Below are 19155 nucleotides of genomic sequence, written 5' to 3'. Positions count from 1 at the left end.
CGCTGCGATACCCATCATCTCGTAGCGCGAGTCATGGCCTTTCACCAAAGGCGGTGCGCAGGTCGTCGATACACTCCGTCAACAACGACAGCCGTCGATCAGCCAGATTGACCGTGAAAAAGAAACTGCCCCCGGCGATGAAGTTGCGGCGATAGTCGGTCATGCAGACATGCCCGGATAGTTAGATGATGGGTATCGCTGCGCTCCACCCATCCTACGATTTGCGAATAAGAATAAGTTACGCCGTCGGCGTTCCCTGGCGCCACTGGCCGCCGGCGATTTTTGCAGCCGCGATCACGGCCTGGGTGCGGCTTTCGACGCCGAGTTTCTGCAGGATCGCCGAGACATGGGCCTTGATGGTCGCCTCGGAGACGCCGAGTTCATAGGCGATCTGCTTATTGAGCAGCCCTTCCGACAACATCATCAGCACCCGCACCTGCTGCGGGGTCAGCGTCACCAGCCGGTCGCGCAGCCGCGTCATGTCGGGGTCGTTGGCCGACGAAAGGTCAGTGTCCTGCGGGACCCAGACATCGCCCTCCATCACCTTCATGATGGCGTCGCGCAACGTCTCGACCCCGAAGCGCTTCGGAATGAAACCCGAGGCGCCGAAATCGAGCGACCGCCGGATGGTGCCGGCGTCGTCGCTGGCGGATACAATGACCACCGGGATCGCCGGATATTGCGCGCGCAGATAGATCAGGCCGGAGAATCCGCTGATGCCCGGCATCGAAAGGTCGAGCAGGATCAGATCGACCTCGGAATCCCGCTCCAGCAGTGCCGTGAGATCGTCGAACGAACCGGCCTCGCTGATTGTGGCCGAGGTCAAGACACCTGCCACCGCCTGCCGCAAGGCGTCGCGGAACAACGGATGGTCATCGGCGATGACGAGATGGGTAGCGGCAGCGGTCGTCATGGATGTCTCTTCGCAGGGCGCGCGCGACAGGCCCGTATCTGCTTGTCCCTTGCCGGGGCGTCGCGTGCAAGCGCGCAATTCTAGCACGTTTGAAAGCAGTTAATCGGCCCGCTTGTGCGGCGCACAATAATCGGCCTGACGGAATCAACCGGAAAGATATTGCGCGCCATCGAAACCGTGGCTTTTGCCGAGGCCGTGCAAAGGGCCGAAAGTCGTATTGGGGCGAGTTTCACGGCGATGTTACCGTAAACCGAAGCCCACAGCTCAATCCGGCCTAGTTCGGCGACGGGCGGACTTTGCATCAATAAATTTGGGGAGCGTTTGAAATGTCCACAATGACTGCCACGTCGGCCAGGACCGGAGGAATGACGAAGGACGAACGTTTCGTCATTATCGCCTCCTCGCTCGGCACCGTCTTCGAATGGTATGACTTCTATTTGTACGGGTCGCTCGCCGGCATCATCGGCGCGCAGTTCTTCTCGGCCTATCCGCCGGCAACCCGTGACATCTTCGCGCTGCTTGCCTTCGCCGCCGGCTTCCTGGTGCGCCCGTTCGGCGCCATCGTGTTCGGGCGCGTCGGCGACATCGTCGGACGCAAATACACCTTCCTCGTCACCATCCTGATCATGGGCCTCTCGACCTTCATCGTCGGCCTGCTGCCCAGTGCGGCATCCATCGGCATCGCGGCCCCGATCATCCTGATCGCACTGCGCCTGCTGCAGGGCCTTGCGCTCGGCGGCGAGTATGGCGGTGCGGCGACCTACGTGGCCGAGCACGCCCCCCAGGGCAAGCGCGGTTACTACACCTCGTTCATCCAGACCACGGCGACGCTCGGCCTGTTCCTATCGCTGCTGGTGATCCTGTTCACCCGTACTGCGCTGGGCGAGCCTGAATTCGCCGCCTGGGGCTGGCGCATTCCGTTCCTGGTGTCGGTGCTGCTGCTCGGCGTCTCGGTATGGATCCGGCTGCGCCTCAATGAATCGCCGATCTTCCAGAAGATGAAGGACGAGGGCAAGAGTTCGAAAGCTCCGCTGACCGAAGCCTTCGCCAACTGGAGCAACGCCAAGATCGTCATCCTGGCGCTGATCGGCGGCACCATGGGTCAGGGCGTGGTCTGGTACACGGGCCAGTTCTACGCGCTGTTCTTCCTGCAATCGATCCTCAAGGTCGACGGCTACACCGCCAACCTGCTGATCGCCTGGTCGCTGCTGTTCGGCACCGGCTTCTTCGTCGTGTTCGGCGCCCTCTCCGACAAGATCGGCCGCAAGCCGATCATCCTGGCGGGTTGCCTGATCGCGGCGCTGACCTTCTTCCCGATCTTCCGGATGATCACCACCAACGCCAACCCGGCGCTGGAAAAGGCGATCGAAGCCACCAAGGTCGAGGTGGTGGCGGATCCCGCAGGTTGCGGCGATCTGTTCAACCCGGTCGGCACTCGCGTCTTCACGTCTCCGTGCGACCTCGCCCGCGCCTTCCTGGCCCAGTCGTCGGTCAAGTATTCGACCAGCTACGGCGCCGCCGGCTCCGGCGTGAAGGTCGCGATCAACGGCAAGGACGTGCCGTATCCGGATGCCAAGGCCGGCAACCCGGCGGTCGCCGCTGCGGTCGCAGCCGCGGGTTATCCCAAGGCCGGCGACGCCGGCATCGTGAAGATGTCGAACCCGTTCGATATCTTCCGTCCGCAGGTTGCGGCGATTATCGGACTGCTGTTCATCCTGGTGATCTTCGTCACCATGGTGTACGGGCCGATCGCGGCGATGCTGGTCGAACTGTTCCCGACCAAGATCCGCTACACCTCGATGTCGCTGCCCTATCACATCGGCAACGGCTGGTTCGGCGGTCTCTTGCCCGCGACCGCGTTCGCGATCGTGGCCTCGACCGGCGATATCTACGCCGGCCTCTGGTATCCGATCATCTTCGCAGCGATCACGGCGGTCGTCGGATTCTTCTTCCTGCCCGAGACCAAGGACGTCGACATCACCAAGACCTGAGCTTGATCCGGCGCGATCTTTTATCCGGCGTTGTCGCCGGTGACCTCGAACAAAACGGCCGCGGAGCAATCCGCGGCCGTTTCTCTTTAATCCACGCTGCCGATGAACTGCAGCACGACCTCGCGCCGATGCGGCCGCGCACGGTGCTCGACCAGATAGATTGCCTGCCACGTGCCGAGCGCCAGCGCGCCCTGAAGCACCGGGACCTGCAGCGAGGTCGCGGTCAGCATGGTCTTGATATGCGCCGGCATGTCGTCCGAACCTTCTGTGTCGTGCCGCCATCCGGCGTTCTCGGGCGCCAGCCTGTTCAGCGCCGTCGTCAAATCGGCCAGCACGGTCGGATCGGCATTTTCCTGGATCGTCAACGATGCCGAGGTGTGGCGAATGAACAGCGTCACCGCACCGTCGCGCGCACCGGCGTCTGCTGCGAATTTTGCGACTTCGGCGCTGAGATCGGTAAAGCCGGCGCCACGCGTCTGCACCGTCAACAGCGAGGACACGATGGTGGTGGCGGTGACGGCCGAAGGGGGAGTGCGGGAGACGGATTTGGGTGCGGTCATCAATTCGGTCTCTCAACACGTCGTCCCGGCCTAGTGCGAAATTGCGCACGGGGGCCGGGACGACAGCATCAAACAACAGCGATCAAATCTTGCCGTTGACGTCCTTCTGTACCCGGTTGGCCATTTCGATCAATCGCCGCCAGGCCCGCTCCAGGAACGACATCACACGATCCATGTCGCGGTCGCTCGGCAGCGGGATTTCGATCTTGCGTTCGCCCTCGGCGACCTTCGGCTCGCTTTTCTTCAACGAGTCCGATTTCGGCAACGGCTCTTCGATCTTGCCGGTCACCGTCGGCTCACGTTCGGCGAGTTGGGCTTTCATCTTTTCATTATCGGCCTGCAGCCGGCCGATTTCGGCGTCCAGCGCCGCGCGTTCGTCGGGCACGGCGTAGCAGGCCCAGCCCGCGCCCGAATTGCTGCAGGTCGAGACCGCGCCGGTTCTTGTGTCGAGCCGCAGCACACCATCGGCCAGCGGCGACAGCGCGTAGCGGCCGTTCTCGGTGTCCGGCAGCGCTCCGGCGCGCGCGTGGCCGGCGAGACACAACGCCAGTGCGGCAGCCACAATGAAGGACCAGGATTTGATAAACTTGGATTTCGAGAACGACGTCGCTGTGCTCATGAGCTTGCTCCCGCCTCAGGACAGTACCGGTACGCTCTAGACTTGTGAGCTATAGGCCGCGCGGCCGGACTTCAACGCATCGCCCAGCAAATCGATCCGGTCCTGTCCCCAGAACACTTCGCCATCGAGCACATAAGCGGGCGAGCCGAACACGTCACTCGCCAGCGCGTCCTGGCGATTCTGCTCATAGGCCGCGCTGATCGCCTCCTGCTCCGATCGCTCCACCAACTGCTTGCCGGGCAGACCGGATTCGTCGGCCAGTTTCGCAATCGTCGCGGGATCGGCCAGGCTGAGCTGATCTTCCCAAACTGCGGCAAAACCCCGCGCCAGGTATCGGTCGGGGTCGAAACCGGCCTCGATCGCAGCGATCACGACGCCGTCCGCGAGCCGGGCGTTGAACGGCCAGTTCGCCGGCTGCAGGTGGAATTTCAGGCCGCGCTTGTCGCGCCAGCGCTGCAGCTCGACCATCCGATAGCGCTGCCGCACCGGGTGGCGCTTCGTCAGCGGCAACCCACCGGTCTCCGAGAACAGGTCGACGAGCACCACGGGTTTATGATTTATCTTGAGATCGTAGGCACTTACGAGGTCGCGAAAGGCCCGATGTCCGATATAGGCCCACGGCGATTGAAACGAGAAATAGTAGTCGACCTGACGCGGCATGCGGGCTCCGGAGCGAGGATCTGCTGATCGCTTCGGGCATCCCAACAGACCGGCCAAATCCGCGCAAGATCGATCCGCGGCCCGCTAGCTGCTGCACTGCGATGACGGGTCCACAGGGTCGTGGACGGTCTTCAAATAAATCCAGTTAAATCAATGCACTAACTGGTTACGACGCAATCTTGACTTGATTAGACGCGGTAAGTATGGTCCGCGCGGCTTTTAAGGGTGACGGGCGCAATTTCCATCAACCGCGACATCGTTTACTGTCTTGGGCATGGCCAAAGACAGCAACGACAGCGCAAATGGAAATCGCGATCAATCGTCCTCCGACGAAGCTGCGCTTTCCGCAAGGCTCGGAAGTCTGGATCACCGGTTGTCCGAAATTCGTGACAGCCGAAAAATCAGGACTGACCAACCCGGAACCGAAAGCGGCGATGCGGCTGCCAGAGCTTCGGCGATGGCGATCGGTCTCCGCCTTTCCTCGGAGTTGGTCGCGGGCGTTGTCGTCGGGGCGGCGATTGGCTGGGGGTTCGACCGTTTGTTGTCGACATCGCCGTTCGGTCTCATCGTGTTCTTGCTGCTCGGCTTTACCGCCGGCGTGGTCAACGTGGTGAGGTCCGCTGGCGTGGTTCCGGGCAGGCGCTGAGCATCGACGGGAAGTCACGACATTTGAAATTCGATTGCCGGCCAGGCCGGTGGACAAAGAGCCGCGCGGATGAAAATCGACCCGATCCATCAGTTCAACATCGAGCCGCTGTTCACGATCGGCCATATCGGCAACCAGACGATCGCCTTCACCAACTCGTCGCTCTACATGTTCATCGCGGTAGCGGTGATCTCGATCCTGATGATCGGCACCGGACGGCAACTGGTGCCCGGGCGCCTGCAGTCGGTCGCCGAAATCAGCTACGAGTTCGTCGCCAGCACGATCCGCAGCACGGCCGGCTCGGAAGGCATGAAGTTCTTCCCGCTGATCTTCTCGCTGTTCATGCTGATCTGCGTTTCGAACCTGATCGGCATCATCCCCTACACCTTCACGATTTCGAGCCACATCATCGTCACCGCGACGCTGGCGCTGCTGGTGTTCTTCACCGTCCTGATCTACGGCATCTACAAGAACGGCTTCAAGTTCTTCAAGATATTCGTGCCTTCCGGCGTGCCGATCTACATCCTGCCGCTGGTCATGTTCATTGAAATCCTGTCGTTCTTCCTGCGCCCGGTCTCGCACAGCGTCCGTCTGTTCGCCAACATGCTGGCCGGCCACATCGCGCTGAAGGTGTTCGCGGGCTTCGTCGCCATGCTCGGCGCCTCGCTCGGCGTGCTCGGCTGGGCCGGCGGCGTGCTGCCGCTGGCGCTCACGGTGGCGCTGACCGCGCTCGAGCTGCTGGTCGCGTTCCTGCAGGCCTATGTGTTCGCGATCCTGACCTGCATCTACCTCAACGACGCCATTCATCCGGGACACTAAACCGTCCGGGGAATTTCCACCCACACTTTATCTTACCTCTCAAGGAGCTCAAGAAAATGGAACCGGCAGCAGCAAAACTTATCGGCGCGGGCATCGCATGCATCGGCATGGGCGGTGCAGGCGTGGGCGTGGGCGTGATCTTCGGCAACTACCTTGCCGCAGCGGTGCGCAATCCGTCCGCAGCCCAGGGCCAGTTCGGCAACCTGATCTTCGGCTTCGCCGTGACCGAAGCGCTCGGCATTTTCTCGCTGCTGATCGCGCTGCTGCTGCTGTTCGTTCCGCTCTGAGCGGCACCCTATCGCGCCGTCCGTTCCGGACGGCGCGCCTGACAGCAACAGGAGGACCCCGTGGCTGAAAAGAGTCATGGTACCCCGGCAAAGGGCCACGAGACCGGCGCCCATACCGAAGCCCCAGGCGGCCACGGCGGAGGATTTCCTCCGTTCGAGTCGTCGACCTACGCTTCGCAACTGGTGTCGCTCGTTATCGCGTTCGTAGCCCTCTATTTGATCGTGTCGCGTATTGCGCTGCCGCGTGTCGGCGGCGTGATCGATGCACGTCAGAATGCGATCGAGGGCGACCTTTCGGCAGCGCAGAAGCTGAAGGACGAGTCGGATGCGGCGCTGAAAGCCTACGAAACCGAACTCGCTTCGGCGCGTTCGCGGGCGCAGGCGATCGGCAACGAAACCCGCGAGAAGCTGAACGCGGCTGCGGAAGCCGAGCGGAAGACGCTGGAAGACCAGCTCTCCGTCAAGCTTGCCGCCGCCGAAAAGCAAATCGGGGTGACCCGCGAGACCGCGATGGGCAACGTGCGCGGCATCGCCGCGGATGCGGCCAGCGCCATCGTCCAGCGCCTCACCGGCGTGCTGCCCGACGGCAACACGCTGAACAGCGCGGTCGACGCTTCGTTGAAGGGATAGTCTGATGTTCTTCGAACCGGAAACCTGGGTCGCGGTAGCCTTCGTCATTCTGATGGTGCTGTTCGCCTATCTGGGCATCCACCGCACGGTGCTGAAGGCGCTCGATCACCGCGCCGAACGCATCAAGGCCGAACTCGACGACGCCCGCCGTCTGAAGGAAGAAGCCGCCAAGCTGCTCGCCGAGTACAAGTCCAAGCGATCCAGCGCGGAGCGCGAGGCCGAAGAGATCATCTCGAACGCCAAGGCCGAAGCCGAGCGCATCGCGACCGAAGCCAAGGCCAAGATGGAAGACTTCGTCGCCCGTCGCACCAAGACCGCCGAGGGCAAGATCGCGCTCGCCGAGGCGCAGGCCCTGGCGGACGTCCGTGCCGCGGCGGCCAACGCCGCCGTCGCCGCCGCCTCGACCATCCTGTCGCAGTCGGTCAGGGGTTCGGTGGCGGACGACCTGCTCGCCAAGGGTATTGCCGAAGTTCGCGCCAAGCTGAACTAGAGCGTTTTCAACCCATGAAAAAGCCGGCGCGAGATGATCGCGCCGGCTTTTTTCATGGCTGCTTCTTTTTCCGCGGCGCCGCCGCGGGACGCTCGGGCTTCAGCGCCTGGGGGTCGAAACCGATATAGAAAATGTAGCTGTCGCCAAGCGCGCCGGGCGGGGCCGGATAGACCAGATCCTCGGCCACCAGCGTGAAGGGCTCGCTGCCGCCTTCCGACATGTTGACGGTGGTCTGGTAGGCCTTGGTGGCGATGGTTTTTTCCGATACGCCGCCCTGCACCACGGCGACGCGGACCGGAATCTGGATCGAGGACGGCGCGCCGGCGGGACCGGCAATGACGCGCCCCTGAATGCCGATCCGCGCGGTGATGGTGCCGGCATTGACGCTGCATTCGCGGGCCATCTTGGTAATGGTCGCCTGAAACCGCAGGTCGTTGCCGACCGGCTGCTTGCCGGGCGCCGCCACCGCATAGGTGGACGCACCGGCCCGGACCGTGACCGGCGGACAGGTCAAATCGCTGGTGTCTTCCGGCACGGGCGCTCCCGGCGCCGCCGTGGTCGGCTCCTCCGATTTGCCGCCGAACAGGCTCTTGAAGCGATCGCCCAGCGATTGCGCCGACGCCGGCACGGCGAGCAGGCCGCAAGCCATACCGGCCACGATCGCGCCTTTGACCAAACGAGTGCTACCCATGCGACGTCCCTGGCATCCGCGTCATTTCATCGTCATCGTCCACGGCGGCCTTATAGCAGGCCAATGGCGGCGAACCCAAGGCACCCGAATCAGGGCACCCGAATCAAGGCACTTGGGATCACGCCCGAATCAGCCGCGAAAGTCCTCGTGCAGCAGGCCGAACAGCAGGTGGTCCTGCCAGATGCCGTTGATGCAGAGATAGCGCCGCGCCAGTCCCTCGCGGGTAAAACCGCATTTCTCCAGCACCCGGATCGACGGGGCATTGGTCGGAATGCAGGCAGCCTCGATGCGGTGCAGATTGAGTTCGCCGAACAACGTCGGCAGCAGCACGCGCAGCGCCGTGGTCATATAGCCGCGATGGGCATGGGGCTCACCGACCCAATAGCCGATGGTGCCGGCCTGCACGATGCCGCGACGCACATTCGCCAGCGTGATGCCGCCGATCATGGTGCCGTCGGATTCGCGGAAGACGATGAACGGATACGAGCGGTCGGAAATGATGTCCTCGGCATAACGCCGCAGCCGGCGGCGGAAGCCTGCCCGGGTCAGGTCGTCCGACGGCCAGATCGGCTCCCACGGCGTGAGGTAAGCCCGGCTGGATTCACGCAACTGCGCCCATTGCGGGAAGTCCGACATCTGCGGGGCGCGCAGCAACAGCCCATGGCCGCGCGGCATAAGCGCAGCCGGTCCGCTGGACGGCAAACGAAACAGGGCCATGCCCTACACTCCCCCCGCAAAGAACAATCGTCAATGCAGCAGCGTCTTCGCCTTCGACCGGGTCAATCCTTCCGCAAAAGACACCGCCGTGTCCAGACCCCTGCCGCTGCCAAGCGCCACGACCGCCGGCCGGCTGCGGGACAACAGGCCCCGCGCGGCGTTGCGGGTCGATTCCACGCTAACCGCGTCGATCCGCGCCACCAGCTCTTCCACCGTCAGCGGCCTGCCGTAAGCAAGCACATGGCGTGCCAGTTGCTCGGCGCGCGATGAACAGCTTTCCAGCGCCATCAGGAGCCCGGCCTTCATCTGCGCCTTGGCGCGGGCGATCTCGGCTTCGGTCAGGGTTTCCACGGCGTCGTTGATGACGTCGACGATCACTTCCATCATCTCGGGCGCGTCGGCGGGATCGGTGCCGGTATAGAGGCCGAAAAAGCCGGTGTCGGCATAGGGCGCGTGGAAGGTGTAGATCGAGTAGCACAGGCCGCGCTTTTCGCGCACTTCCTGGAACAGCCGCGACGACATTCCGCCGCCGAGCGTGTTGGTGAAGACCTGCATCGAGAACAGCGACAGGTCGGTCTGCGGCACGCCTTCCAGCGCCAGCGTCAGATGCGCCTGCTCGAGGTCGCGATGCACCACGCGCGAGCCGCCCTTGCCGAACATCGCGGGCTGCGGCTTCGGCGACGCCGCGACATCGAAGCTGGCGAACTTCTGCGCCACTTCCTCGACGACGCGCTTGTGGTCGACCGCGCCGGCGGCCGCCACCACCATGTTGGGCCCGCGGTAATGCGTCGAAAGATAGTTGTTCAGCATGTCGCGATCGAATTTCTGCAGCGTCTTGGCGGTGCCGAGCAGCGAGCGCCCCATCGGCTGATCGGGATAGCAGAGCTCGTTGAGATGTTCGAACACGACGTCGTCGGGCGTATCCTGCGCGGCGCCGATCTCCTGCACGATGACGCCCTTTTCGCGCTCGAGTTCGTCGGGCACGAACGACGGATTGGCGAGAATGTCGGAGAGCACGTCGAGCGCCAGCGGCACGTCGGCCTTCAGCACCCGCGCATAATAGGCGGTGGTCTCGGTCGAGGTCCCGGCGTTGAGATCGCCGCCGACCGCCTCGATCTCCTCGACGATCTCGCGCGACGAGCGTTTGGTCGTACCCTTGAACGCCATATGTTCGAGCAGATGCGAGATGCCGTGCTCGTTGGGCTTTTCGTCGCGGCCGCCGACGCCGGCCCAGACGCCAAGCGCAGCGGTTTCCAGATGCGGCATGGTGTCGGTGATGACGGTCAGTCCGGACGGCAGCTTGGTGACGTCAACGCTCATCCGGCAACTCCCTGCTTCGCGGCACGGCTGACCTTGCGCACGAATTGCTCCACTTCGGCGGAATCATTTTTCATCACCGTGATGTGTTCGGATTTGGTCAGGAGGCCGTCGAGCCAGGCCGGCAATTGCGGCCGCACGCCACAGGCGGCCTCGACCGCGTCGGGGAACTTGGCCGGATGCGCCGTCGACAGCACGATGTTGGGGATCTTCGAATCCGAGGTGTCGCGATCGGCCACCGCCAGCGCCACCGCGGTATGGGGATCGACGAGATCGCCGGCCTCGCGCCAGGCGGCGCGGATGGTGGCCGCGGTCTCGGTCTCGTCGGCGCGGCCGGCGTCGAATTCCTCGCGGATGGCGGCGAGCACAGAATCCGGCAGCACGAAACGTCCGGACTGTTTCAGCGAGGCCATCAGGCGGCGAATGACGTCGGCGTCGCGGCCGCTGGCCTCGAACAGCAACCGCTCGAAATTCGAGGAAACCTGGATATCCATCGACGGTGAGGCGGAAGCATGAACCTCGCGCACTTCATAGATGCCGGTCTTGAGCGTGCGCGGCAGGATGTCGTTGACGTTGGAGGCGATCCGCAGCCAGCGGACCGGCAGCCCCATCTTCTTGGCGACGTAGCCGGCAAAGATGTCGCCGAAATTCCCCGTCGGCACGGTGAAATCCACGGTGCGCGCGGGCGAGCCGAGCGCCACCGCGGAGGTGAAATAATACACCACCTGCGCCACGATCCGCGCCCAGTTGATCGAGTTGACGCCCGACAGCGAGACCGCGTCGCGAAAGCCGTGATGATTGAACAGCGCCTTCACGATCGCCTGGCAATCGTCGAAATTGCCTTCGATCGCGAGCGCATGGACATTGCTGGCGCCCGACGTCGTCATCATCCGCCGCTGCACGTCGGAGATCCGGCCGTTCGGGAACAGCACGATCAGGTCGACATTGTCGAGGTTGGCAAACGCATCGACCGCGGCGCCGCCGGTATCGCCCGAGGTTGCGACCACGATGGTGGTGCGCTGCGCGCGCTTGGCCAGCACGTGATCCATCAGCCGCGAGATCAACTGCATCGCGACGTCCTTGAACGCCAGCGTCGGGCCGTGGAACAGCTCGAGCAGGAATTGATTGGGCCCGGTCTGGTCGAGCGGCACCACCGCGGGGTGGCGGAAGGTGGCGTAGGCCTCGTTCGCCATGCGGCCGAGATCGGCGTCGGAAATCTCGCCGGCGACAAACGGCCGGATCACCTCGACGGCGACTTCCCAATAAGGCCGCCCGAAAAATCCCGCGATGGTCTCGTGCGAGAGCTGCGGCCAGACTTCGGGCACATAGAGCCCGCCGTCGCGGGCGAGCCCGGTCAGCATCACGTCGCAGAAACCCAGTGTGGGGGCTTCGCCTCTGGTCGAAATATACCGCGTCAAATCGCCCTCCAAAGGCCCGACCCCTGCGCCAAGCCTTTGATATTTATGAGTTATACGCCTTCGTCAACCGCGAAGCGCGCGGCACCATAGAGCGTTTTGCCGCGAAGGGGAAATGCCGGATTGGTCGGGCGCTGTCGTTCCGGGGCGATGCGAAGCATCGAACCCGGAAGTTCGAGATTCCGGGTCTGGTCCTGCGGACCATCCCGGAATGACAGTGGATAGATACGGGTCCGCATTCTCGCGGCGCGTTGCGCCCGGAGTTTTGCATTTCGTTTGCCCTCATGAGAACAGAGGGCGCAGGGAAGACCGGGTGCGCGCTGCACCCGCGGTCTCGCGTGCGATGTGCATTAGAAATGCTGCACACGAGCATACAGGTTCAGCGGAGAACACCCGGCCTTCCCTGCGCAATGGCTTTACGGCTTATACGATTTCGTCCTGGTGACCGGCTTTCTTGCCACCATCATCATTGGAAGCTTTCGCTTCCGCCAACTTGACGCCAGCACCGGGGCGTCGGACCCAAACGATTTCGCCGTACGCTAGTGACCGCGCTCGTCAGTCGCAGGATCAGCGTCCACCGCTCCCTGCCCCTCGTTTGCGACGATGGCCAACGCCCCTTGGTGGGACAGGATGGCGGAAGTCCTACGACTGATTTGCCCGACGGTCCCAGCGGAATATTTTTATCCGAAGGGCTGGACAGACTTTTGTTGATTTGCCCGTCGGGCAGCGATGGGCACTAGCGGATGGTGATCCGCGCTCGGCTGGTGGGCGTGAGCAAGCCGCAATCGACGGCTCTAAAGCAAATTGCATCGCTGCAATCCGAGTGATGGAACAAACCGCGTGCCCGGAACTTGGTTCAAAAATCGCAATCCCTGCGATCGGAAGGAAGACCGTATGAAACGTATTTTGATGATTGGTGCCGCGCTGTTCGCTGCAACGCTGGCACTGACCGCGTCCGCCTCGGCCAGACTGGGCATGGCCCCAATGGCCGCACAGGACGATACGGTGATCCAGGTCAGGGGCGGTCATGGACACGGCGGCGGCCATATGGGTCGCGGAGGGCGCGGCCATCACTACGGCTGGGGCCGAGGCCGCGGACATCATTATGGCTGGCGTCATCACTGACCCCATCTTCACGGGAAACCGCGCTCGCCATTGCGCTGATGACCACAGCCATTAGCGAGCGCGGCGCCACGCTCGCTAGGTCTTCCGCATCTTGTCGGCTGCGCGAACCGGTTTCCACCCACGGATCAAGTCCGAGGACATGCTTCGCTGGAAAACGCTCTGGTCTACATCTGCTTGCACGTGTGCCTGCGCGTGCTCATGCCGCCGGCCGACTTGACCCACAGCACCAGGCTGCCATGCGCCTTCGGCTCGATCGCGACGACCTCGACGTCATAGGCAAAGAATTCGCGGTCGCCCTCGCCGCCGTAGAACGAAGCCGCGTCGGAGGTGCATTTCTCGGTCAGCGTTTCTTCCGCGCAGGCGATACCTGGAAGCAAAAGCATCAACACGGCAAGCGCATACTTCATGGTGGGGCTCCCTTGACTGCTTCCTTGGACGGCAGCTGACGGGATTGGGTTCAATGGCGCCCCGCGGCGCGATGCGCCTTTTGGCCGGCCTACGCTCCGCTGCGCCGCTGCGCGCGCCACCACACCGCAAACGCGATCGCCATCACGGCCGCGAGCCCGAACCAGGTGATCGCATATTGCAGATGGTCGTCCTTGAGATGGACCGAGAGCGGGCCGGGCTTGGGAATGCCGCTCTCGGGCGCCGGGCTCTCCAGATCGATATAGAACGGCGCCAAAATCTTGCCGTCTGCGTTCCAGCCGAGCGCGCGCGCCATCGCCAGATGATCCCGAGTGAACCACAGCCGCTTGACGGCGTCCTCATGCGGCGTCAGCGCGCCCGCGGCTTCGGGAAAGCGGAGATAGCCGGTGAGTTTCGAAGGCTGGCCGGTGATGAGCCGGCCGACCGCGCGATCCTCCTGGGCGCGGTCCAGCATCGTGTTCTGCACGAAGCCGGTGTTGACCACGACCGTCTCGCCGCCGGGCAGTTGCGCGGCCACGAACGCCCAGGTGCCGGGACCGGAGACATCGTCGCGGACGGCGGAGCCGGAAGAATACACCATCGCATCCGGCAACCGCGCATAGGTGGCCGCGAAACTGACGCGGCGAAATTCGTCCCGCGCCGGCGTCAGCGCAGGCCATTGCGACGGCAACGGCAACGCCTCCGGCGATCCCGCGAGCCGTTCGTTCAAGGCGCCGATCAGCGCATGTTTCTCGACCCGGCGCTGCAGCTGCCAGAGGCCGAGACCGACGCAGACCGCCACCATGACAAGCGTGAAGATGGCAAAGCCGGCCCTGCCCCGCCGTCGCACAAGCTGGCCGGTCATTTCGGCTCGCGGTCGATCAGCCGGCCGGGCGCCGCCTTGTGATGAAACTGCAGCGCGATCAACAGCGACTTCATCGAGCGCATCGGCAACAGCGTCGTGGCCAGAATCAGCGGCAGCCAGAGCGCGGCGTGAACCCAGAACGGCGGCTGGTATTTGACCTCCACGATCAGGGCGGCGGTGACCACGATGGCGCCGGCCAGCATGATCAGGAAAATCGCCGGCCCGTCGCCGGTGTCGATGAAGGTGTAATCGAGCCCGCAGGCCTCGCAGTTCGGCCGCAGGTGGAGGAAGCCCGCATAGAGCTTGCCCCTGCCGCAGCGCGGGCAGCGGCAGGCGATGCCGCGCAGGGCGCTCTGGGTCAGGGTGGGGAGCGCATCATCCGACATGGCTAGCCTTCACAAATGAAAAGGGGCGGTCCGCAAGACCGCCCCTTTGTAGCACTTAAGACTGCGGTCAGTGCGCGGCGTGCGCGACGCCTTCAGGGCCGCGGAACCAGACATAGATGCAGATGAACAGGAACAGCCACACCACGTCGACGAAGTGCCAGTACCAGGCGGCGAATTCGAAGCCGAGATGCTGGGTCGGGGTGAAGTGACCGGCATAGGCGCGCATCAGGCAGACCAGCAGGAACACGGTGCCGACCAGCACGTGGAAGCCGTGGAAGCCGGTCGCCATGAAGAAGGTGGCGCCGTAGATGTTGCCGGAGAAGCCGAACGCGGCGTGGGCGTATTCGTAGGCCTGCACGCAGGTGAAGCAGGCGCCGAGCACGACGGTGAGGATCAGGCCGTACTTCAAGCCCTTGCGGTCGCCTTCCAGCAAGGCGTGGTGCGCCCAGGTGACGGTCGTGCCCGAGGTCAACAGCAGCAGCGTATTGAGCAGCGGCAGATGCCAGGGATCGAAGGTCTCGATGCCCTTCGGCGGCCAGGTGCCCGGCACGCTGCAGGCGCCCATCGCGGTGCCGGCGCCGCAGCCGAACACGGCGTCGCGGGTGGCGTGAACCGCGTCGGCGGGGAACAGCGCGGAGTTGAAGAAGGCCCAGAACCAGGCGACGAAGAACATCACTTCGGAGGCGATGAACAGGATCATGCCGTAGCGGTGGCTGATCTGCACCACGCGGGTGTGGTCGCCCTTGTACTGGGCTTCACGGATCACGTCGCCCCACCAGCTCGCCATGGTGTAGAGCACGCCGATGGTGCCGATACCGAAGATGATCGGCGCGGCCGCGAACATGTGGTGCATCCAGGTGATGGCGCCGACGGCCATGATGAAGGCCGAGATCGAGCCGACCACCGGCCACGGGCTCGGATCGACGAGGTGGTAGTCGTGGTGCTTGACTTGCGCCGTGGACATTGCGGTCTCTCCGTTAGCGGTGCCGTGTTCTTCGGCACATCTTCGTCTCAAAAATCAAGTTCCGAAATCCCGCAAGATACGGGAATCGGCGGTTACAAGTTTCCCGTTACAGGCTTCCCTTGCGCTTGTCCGGTTCGCTCGCAGCCAGAGGCTTCGGCGCCGGATCGCGCACGGCATAGAAGGTGTAGGACAGCGTGATGGTCTTGAGGCCGTCGTTTTCGGAATCGGCGACCAGCGCCGGATCGACGTAGAACACGACCGGCATCTCGCGCTTCTCGCCCGGCGCCATGGTCTGTTCGGTGAAGCAGAAGCAGTTGATCTTCTGGAAATACGCCCCGACCGTCAGCGGCGCCACATTGTAGGCGGCCTGGCCTGCGGTGGTCCGCGCCGACTGGTTGGTCACGTTATAGAAGACGGTGACGACTTCACCGATCTTGACTTCGATCTCGTTCTGCTCAGGTTCGAACTTCCAGGGCAGGCCCGGGGCGACGTTGGCGTCGAATCGGACTGCGACCTTGCGCGCCAAAGGTGCGCCTGCCGGCGCCGAGGTCGCGACCTGGGTGGTGCCGTTGAAGCCGGTGGCGCGGCAGAACCAGTTGTAGAAGGGAACGGCGGCGTAGGCGGCGCCGACCATCAGCACCACGACGAACCCGCAGATCGACGCCACCACCGCATCGCGCGTCAGGCCGCGACGCGAAGCCGTCTTGGAAGTCGTCTTGGGGCTCGCGGTCGGATCCTGTCGCATCGTCGGCTGGTTTTCCATCTGGTTACATCGGCCTGACTAGAACACCCGGTCCCTTGACCATGGTGACGGCGAAAAACAGCACGACCAGCACACCGAGCGCGAGCGCGATGGCGATCGAGCGGGAACGGCGGCTTCGCTTTTGCGCCTCGGTGAGGACGATTCCATCTGGCTTCTGTTCATCCATGCCGTCGCCATGCGCCCCCTACCCGAACACGGGCATGACGGCGCGGATCGCAGGCGCGACGGCGCGGATCGCAAGTGTGACCGCGGGAACGACGACCTCGAGCAGCAGGGTCGCAAACAGCGCGAACAGATACAGGATCGAGAACGCGAACAGCCGGCGCGTCGCGCGGCCCGCTGCCTTGCCTTCGCGATGACGGTAGACGTTGATCGCGAGCGCCATCATGCCGGCGCCCAGCAGCAGCGAGGCGATGCCGTAGATCGCGTCGAAATAGCCGAGCGGCCACGGCGCCACCGCGACCGCGACCAGCACGATGGTATAGAGCAGGATCTGCAGCCGCGTCGCATCGGGGCCGGCGACCACGGGCAGCATCGGCACCCCGGCGCGGGCATAGTCGTCGTTGCGGAACAGCGCCAGCGCCCAGAAATGCGGCGGGGTCCAGAAGAAGATGATCAGGAACAGGAGCACCGGCTCCATCGACAGCGAGCCGGTGGCCGCGGCCCACGCCACGACCGGCGGCAGTGCGCCAGCGGCGCCGCCGATCACGATGTTCTGCGCGGTCCAGCGCTTCAACAGCATGGTGTAGATCACGACATAGAAGAAGATCGTGAACGCGAGCAGCGCGCCCGCCACCCAGTTGACGAGGATGCCGAGCGTCATCACCGAGAAGAACGCGAGAATCATGCCGAAGGCCATCGCTTCCGGCGGGGTGATGCGTCCGCGCGGAATCGGCCGGTTGGCGGTGCGCGACATCAGGGCGTCGATGTCGCTCTCATAGGCCATGTTCATCGCACCCGAGGCGCCGGCGCCGACCGCGATACAGAGGATCGAGGTGAAGGCCAGCACGGGATGGAAATGGCCGGGCGCGATCACGAGGCCGACCAGCGCGGTGAACACCACAAGCGACATCACCCGCGGCTTCAACAGCGCGAGGTAGTCGCCGACCTCCGCCTCGGAAATCCGCGGAAACTCGATGGAGTTGTGGTCGACTACCGACAAGATCGATCTCGCTTGGTTGCAAAGACCACGGCGCGCGATGGTCGCACGCCGTGAATAGGCGTTACTGCACCTTCGGCAGCACTTCGAACTGGTGGAAGGGCGGCGGCGACGACAGCGTCCATTCCAGCGTGGTGGCGCCTGAGCCCCACGGATTGTTGGCCGCCTGCTCCTTGCGGACGAAGGCATCGATCACGCCGTAGATGAAGATCAGCACGCCGAAGCCCGAGATGTAGGAGCCCACCGACGACACCAAGTTCCAGCCGGCGAACGCGTCCGGATAGTCCACGTAGCGGCGCGGCATGCCGGACAGACCGAGGAAATGCTGCGGGAAGAACACCAGATTCACGCCGATGAAGGTGAACCAGAAGTGCAGCTTGGCGATCCGCTCAGAGTACATGTAGCCGAACATCTTCGGGAACCAGTAGTACCAGCCGGCGAAGATGCCGAACACGGCGCCGAGCGACAGCACGTAGTGGAAGTGCGCGACGACGTAATAGGTATCCTGCAGCACGCGATCGACGCCGGCATTGGCCAGCACGACGCCCGTGACGCCGCCGACCGTGAACAGGAAGATGAAGCCGATCGCCCAGATCATCGGTGCCTTGAACTCGATCGAACCGCCCCACATCGTGGCGATCCAGGAGAATATCTTCACGCCGGTCGGAACCGCGATCACCATGGTGGCGGCGACGAAATAGGCCTGCGTCGCCGAGGACATGCCGACCGTGTACATGTGGTGCGCCCACACCACGAAGCCGATGCCGCCGATCGCGACCATGGCGTAGGCCATGCCGAGATAGCCGAACACGGGCTTCTTCGAGAAGGTGGAGACGATCTGGCTGACCATGCCGAACGCCGGCAGGATCAGGATGTACACTTCGGGGTGGCCGAAGAACCAGAACAGATGCTGGAACAGCACCGGATCTCCGCCGCCGTCGGCGGAGAAGAAGGTGGTGCCGAAATTGCGGTCGGTCAGCAGCATGGTGATGGCGCCGGCGAGCACCGGCAGCGACAGCAGCAGCAGGAACACCGTCACCAGGATCGACCAGACGAACAGCGGCATCTTGTGCAGGGTCATGCCCGGCGCGCGCATGTTGAAGATCGTGGTGATGAAGTTGATGGCGCCGAGGATCGACGAGGCGCCGGCCAGATGCAGCGACAGGATCGCGAAATCAACCGCCGGTCCCGGATGGCCTGAGGTCGACAGCGGCGCGTACATGGTCCAGCCCGCACCGACACCGTTGGCGCCCGGCTCACCCTCGACGAAGGTCGACAGCAGCAGCAGCGCAAACGACGCCGGCAGCAGCCAGAACGAGATGTTGTTCATGCGCGGGAACGCCATGTCGGGCGCGCCGATCATCAGCGGGACCATCCAGTTGCCGAAGCCGCCGATCATCGCCGGCATCACCATGAAGAAGATCATGATCAGGCCGTGCGAGGTCACGAACACATTGTAGGTGTGGGTTTCGTGGAAGATCTGGACGCCGGGATACATCAGCTCGATGCGGATCGCGATCGACATCGCCGCGCCAATGACACCCGCGATGATCGCGAACACCAGGTACATCGTGCCGATGTCCTTGTGGTTCGTCGAATAGACGAAGCGCCGCCATCCGGTCGGATGGGCGTGCTCATGATCGTCATGACCGTGTTCTTGGGCGTGATCGTCGTGTGTCGCTGCGCTCGTTGCCATGTTCAAATCCTGCCTTGCAGTCCCTTTGTCGGACCTT

23 protein-coding genes and 1 pseudogene are annotated in these 19155 nt (G+C 63.7%); 7 read left to right on the top strand and 17 right to left on the bottom strand.

Going from position 1 to position 19155, the window contains the following annotated elements:
* Positions 1–46: 46 nt before the first annotated feature.
* A pseudogene (locus FFI89_RS04245) lies at positions 47–163 on the bottom strand (transposase); the annotation flags it as partial.
* A gap of 75 nt (positions 164–238) precedes the next feature.
* Complete coding sequence (locus FFI89_RS04240; protein WP_138833197.1) at positions 239–913, bottom strand: response regulator transcription factor; 675 nt, start codon at positions 911–913, stop codon at positions 239–241.
* 326 nt (positions 914–1239) lie between these two features.
* On the opposite strand from FFI89_RS04240, the gene FFI89_RS04235 reads away from it, so the two are divergent.
* Complete coding sequence (locus tag FFI89_RS04235; RefSeq protein WP_138833195.1) at positions 1240–2904, top strand: MFS transporter; 1665 nt, start codon at positions 1240–1242, stop codon at positions 2902–2904.
* Between the two features lie 86 nt (positions 2905–2990).
* On the opposite strand, the gene FFI89_RS04230 is transcribed toward FFI89_RS04235, so the two are convergent.
* The 3 genes from FFI89_RS04230 to FFI89_RS04220 form a co-directional block, all read right to left on the bottom strand.
* Positions 2991–3464, bottom strand: a complete 474-nt coding sequence (locus FFI89_RS04230) for a secondary thiamine-phosphate synthase enzyme YjbQ (protein WP_138833193.1) — start codon at positions 3462–3464, stop codon at positions 2991–2993.
* A gap of 82 nt (positions 3465–3546) precedes the next feature.
* The gene (locus tag FFI89_RS04225; RefSeq protein WP_138833191.1) at positions 3547–4083 is read right to left on the bottom strand and encodes a hypothetical protein; all 537 of its coding nucleotides are present in this window, start codon (positions 4081–4083) and stop codon (positions 3547–3549) included.
* A gap of 36 nt (positions 4084–4119) precedes the next feature.
* Positions 4120–4743, bottom strand: a complete 624-nt coding sequence (locus tag FFI89_RS04220; RefSeq protein WP_138833189.1) for a 2-hydroxychromene-2-carboxylate isomerase — start codon at positions 4741–4743, stop codon at positions 4120–4122.
* Positions 4744–5017: 274 nt separating this feature from the next.
* Between FFI89_RS04220 and FFI89_RS04215 the strand changes: the two genes are divergently transcribed.
* From FFI89_RS04215 to FFI89_RS04195, 5 genes are all read left to right on the top strand, one after another.
* On the top strand, positions 5018–5389 hold the full coding sequence (locus tag FFI89_RS04215; RefSeq protein WP_138833187.1) for an AtpZ/AtpI family protein: 372 nt from the start codon (positions 5018–5020) through the stop codon (positions 5387–5389).
* Between the two features lie 69 nt (positions 5390–5458).
* On the top strand, positions 5459–6208 hold the full coding sequence (locus FFI89_RS04210; protein ID WP_138833185.1) for a F0F1 ATP synthase subunit A: 750 nt from the start codon (positions 5459–5461) through the stop codon (positions 6206–6208).
* Positions 6209–6264: 56 nt separating this feature from the next.
* Positions 6265–6495 (top strand): F0F1 ATP synthase subunit C, encoded by a 231-nt coding sequence (locus tag FFI89_RS04205; protein WP_027537362.1) that lies wholly within the window; start codon positions 6265–6267, stop codon positions 6493–6495.
* 60 nt (positions 6496–6555) lie between these two features.
* On the top strand, positions 6556–7125 hold the full coding sequence (locus tag FFI89_RS04200; protein WP_138833183.1) for a F0F1 ATP synthase subunit B': 570 nt from the start codon (positions 6556–6558) through the stop codon (positions 7123–7125).
* 4 nt (positions 7126–7129) lie between these two features.
* On the top strand, positions 7130–7615 hold the full coding sequence (locus FFI89_RS04195) for an ATP F0F1 synthase subunit B (RefSeq protein WP_138833182.1): 486 nt from the start codon (positions 7130–7132) through the stop codon (positions 7613–7615).
* Between the two features lie 52 nt (positions 7616–7667).
* On the opposite strand, the gene FFI89_RS04190 is transcribed toward FFI89_RS04195, so the two are convergent.
* From FFI89_RS04190 to thrC, 4 genes are all read right to left on the bottom strand, one after another.
* Positions 7668–8306 (bottom strand): hypothetical protein, encoded by a 639-nt coding sequence (locus tag FFI89_RS04190; protein WP_138833180.1) that lies wholly within the window; start codon positions 8304–8306, stop codon positions 7668–7670.
* Between the two features lie 129 nt (positions 8307–8435).
* The gene (locus FFI89_RS04185; RefSeq protein WP_138833178.1) at positions 8436–9023 is read right to left on the bottom strand and encodes a GNAT family N-acetyltransferase; all 588 of its coding nucleotides are present in this window, start codon (positions 9021–9023) and stop codon (positions 8436–8438) included.
* A 30-nt stretch (positions 9024–9053) separates the two neighbouring features.
* Positions 9054–10343, bottom strand: a complete 1290-nt coding sequence (locus FFI89_RS04180) for a pitrilysin family protein (RefSeq protein ID WP_138833176.1) — start codon at positions 10341–10343, stop codon at positions 9054–9056.
* Entirely contained in the window at positions 10340–11758 is a 1419-nt protein-coding gene (gene thrC, locus FFI89_RS04175; protein WP_168212775.1) for a threonine synthase, read from the bottom strand. Before thrC ends, FFI89_RS04180 begins: the two co-directional genes overlap by 4 nt.
* Positions 11759–12649: 891 nt before the next feature.
* On the opposite strand from thrC, the gene FFI89_RS04160 reads away from it, so the two are divergent.
* Positions 12650–12880 carry a hypothetical protein gene (locus tag FFI89_RS04160; RefSeq protein WP_138833171.1) on the top strand — a complete coding sequence of 77 codons (231 nt, stop codon included), beginning with the start codon at positions 12650–12652 and terminating at the stop codon, positions 12878–12880.
* A gap of 164 nt (positions 12881–13044) precedes the next feature.
* Here the strand turns inward: FFI89_RS04160 and FFI89_RS04155 are convergent, their stop codons facing one another.
* The 8 genes from FFI89_RS04155 to ctaD form a co-directional block, all read right to left on the bottom strand.
* Positions 13045–13287 (bottom strand): hypothetical protein, encoded by a 243-nt coding sequence (locus FFI89_RS04155; protein ID WP_138833169.1) that lies wholly within the window; start codon positions 13285–13287, stop codon positions 13045–13047.
* An 89-nt stretch (positions 13288–13376) separates the two neighbouring features.
* Positions 13377–14150 (bottom strand): SURF1 family protein, encoded by a 774-nt coding sequence (locus tag FFI89_RS04150; RefSeq protein WP_138833167.1) that lies wholly within the window; start codon positions 14148–14150, stop codon positions 13377–13379.
* Positions 14147–14536 (bottom strand): DUF983 domain-containing protein, encoded by a 390-nt coding sequence (locus FFI89_RS04145; RefSeq protein ID WP_138833165.1) that lies wholly within the window; start codon positions 14534–14536, stop codon positions 14147–14149. Before FFI89_RS04145 ends, FFI89_RS04150 begins: the two co-directional genes overlap by 4 nt.
* Positions 14537–14603: 67 nt before the next feature.
* Positions 14604–15500, bottom strand: coding sequence for a cytochrome c oxidase subunit 3 (locus FFI89_RS04140; protein WP_138833163.1), 897 nt, complete (start codon positions 15498–15500; stop codon positions 14604–14606).
* Between the two features lie 106 nt (positions 15501–15606).
* The gene (locus FFI89_RS04135) at positions 15607–16245 is read right to left on the bottom strand and encodes a cytochrome c oxidase assembly protein (RefSeq protein WP_371722495.1); all 639 of its coding nucleotides are present in this window, start codon (positions 16243–16245) and stop codon (positions 15607–15609) included.
* A gap of 22 nt (positions 16246–16267) precedes the next feature.
* Positions 16268–16429 carry a CoxF protein gene (locus FFI89_RS04130; protein ID WP_138833159.1) on the bottom strand — a complete coding sequence of 54 codons (162 nt, stop codon included), beginning with the start codon at positions 16427–16429 and terminating at the stop codon, positions 16268–16270.
* A gap of 18 nt (positions 16430–16447) precedes the next feature.
* Positions 16448–17425 carry a heme o synthase gene (locus tag FFI89_RS04125; RefSeq protein ID WP_138833157.1) on the bottom strand — a complete coding sequence of 326 codons (978 nt, stop codon included), beginning with the start codon at positions 17423–17425 and terminating at the stop codon, positions 16448–16450.
* A gap of 61 nt (positions 17426–17486) precedes the next feature.
* Entirely contained in the window at positions 17487–19118 is a 1632-nt protein-coding gene (ctaD, locus tag FFI89_RS04120; RefSeq protein WP_138833155.1) for a cytochrome c oxidase subunit I, read from the bottom strand.
* Positions 19119–19155 lie beyond the last annotated feature (37 nt).

The organism is Bradyrhizobium sp. KBS0727 (assembly GCF_005937885.2).
Lineage (GTDB): Bacteria > Pseudomonadota > Alphaproteobacteria > Rhizobiales > Xanthobacteraceae > Bradyrhizobium.
The sequence above is the reverse complement of the archived record's forward strand: the minus strand, read 5'-3'. Positions and strand labels throughout refer to the sequence as shown.

Excerpts from the sequence above, each read along its gene's own strand:
- FFI89_RS04240 (WP_138833197.1), bottom strand. The coding sequence starts at position 913 with ATGACGACCGCTGCCGCTACCCATCTCGTCATCGCCGATGACCATCCG.
- FFI89_RS04210 (WP_138833185.1), top strand. The coding sequence starts at position 5,459 with ATGAAAATCGACCCGATCCATCAGTTCAACATCGAGCCGCTGTTCACG.
- FFI89_RS04195 (WP_138833182.1), top strand. The coding sequence starts at position 7,130 with ATGTTCTTCGAACCGGAAACCTGGGTCGCGGTAGCCTTCGTCATTCTG.
- FFI89_RS04215 (WP_138833187.1), top strand. The coding sequence starts at position 5,018 with ATGGCCAAAGACAGCAACGACAGCGCAAATGGAAATCGCGATCAATCG.
- FFI89_RS04155 (WP_138833169.1), bottom strand. The coding sequence starts at position 13,287 with ATGAAGTATGCGCTTGCCGTGTTGATGCTTTTGCTTCCAGGTATCGCC.
- FFI89_RS04150 (WP_138833167.1), bottom strand. The coding sequence starts at position 14,150 with ATGACCGGCCAGCTTGTGCGACGGCGGGGCAGGGCCGGCTTTGCCATC.
- FFI89_RS04145 (WP_138833165.1), bottom strand. The coding sequence starts at position 14,536 with ATGTCGGATGATGCGCTCCCCACCCTGACCCAGAGCGCCCTGCGCGGC.
- FFI89_RS04180 (WP_138833176.1), bottom strand. The coding sequence starts at position 10,343 with ATGAGCGTTGACGTCACCAAGCTGCCGTCCGGACTGACCGTCATCACC.
- FFI89_RS04190 (WP_138833180.1), bottom strand. The coding sequence starts at position 8,306 with ATGGGTAGCACTCGTTTGGTCAAAGGCGCGATCGTGGCCGGTATGGCT.
- FFI89_RS04225 (WP_138833191.1), bottom strand. The coding sequence starts at position 4,083 with ATGAGCACAGCGACGTCGTTCTCGAAATCCAAGTTTATCAAATCCTGG.
- FFI89_RS04185 (WP_138833178.1), bottom strand. The coding sequence starts at position 9,023 with ATGGCCCTGTTTCGTTTGCCGTCCAGCGGACCGGCTGCGCTTATGCCG.
- FFI89_RS04160 (WP_138833171.1), top strand. The coding sequence starts at position 12,650 with ATGAAACGTATTTTGATGATTGGTGCCGCGCTGTTCGCTGCAACGCTG.
- FFI89_RS04135 (WP_371722495.1), bottom strand. The coding sequence starts at position 16,245 with ATGCGACAGGATCCGACCGCGAGCCCCAAGACGACTTCCAAGACGGCT.
- FFI89_RS04140 (WP_138833163.1), bottom strand. The coding sequence starts at position 15,500 with ATGTCCACGGCGCAAGTCAAGCACCACGACTACCACCTCGTCGATCCG.
- FFI89_RS04230 (WP_138833193.1), bottom strand. The coding sequence starts at position 3,464 with ATGACCGCACCCAAATCCGTCTCCCGCACTCCCCCTTCGGCCGTCACC.
- FFI89_RS04205 (WP_027537362.1), top strand. The coding sequence starts at position 6,265 with ATGGAACCGGCAGCAGCAAAACTTATCGGCGCGGGCATCGCATGCATC.
- ctaD (WP_138833155.1), bottom strand. The coding sequence starts at position 19,118 with ATGGCAACGAGCGCAGCGACACACGACGATCACGCCCAAGAACACGGT.
- FFI89_RS04220 (WP_138833189.1), bottom strand. The coding sequence starts at position 4,743 with ATGCCGCGTCAGGTCGACTACTATTTCTCGTTTCAATCGCCGTGGGCC.
- FFI89_RS04130 (WP_138833159.1), bottom strand. The coding sequence starts at position 16,429 with ATGGATGAACAGAAGCCAGATGGAATCGTCCTCACCGAGGCGCAAAAG.
- FFI89_RS04235 (WP_138833195.1), top strand. The coding sequence starts at position 1,240 with ATGTCCACAATGACTGCCACGTCGGCCAGGACCGGAGGAATGACGAAG.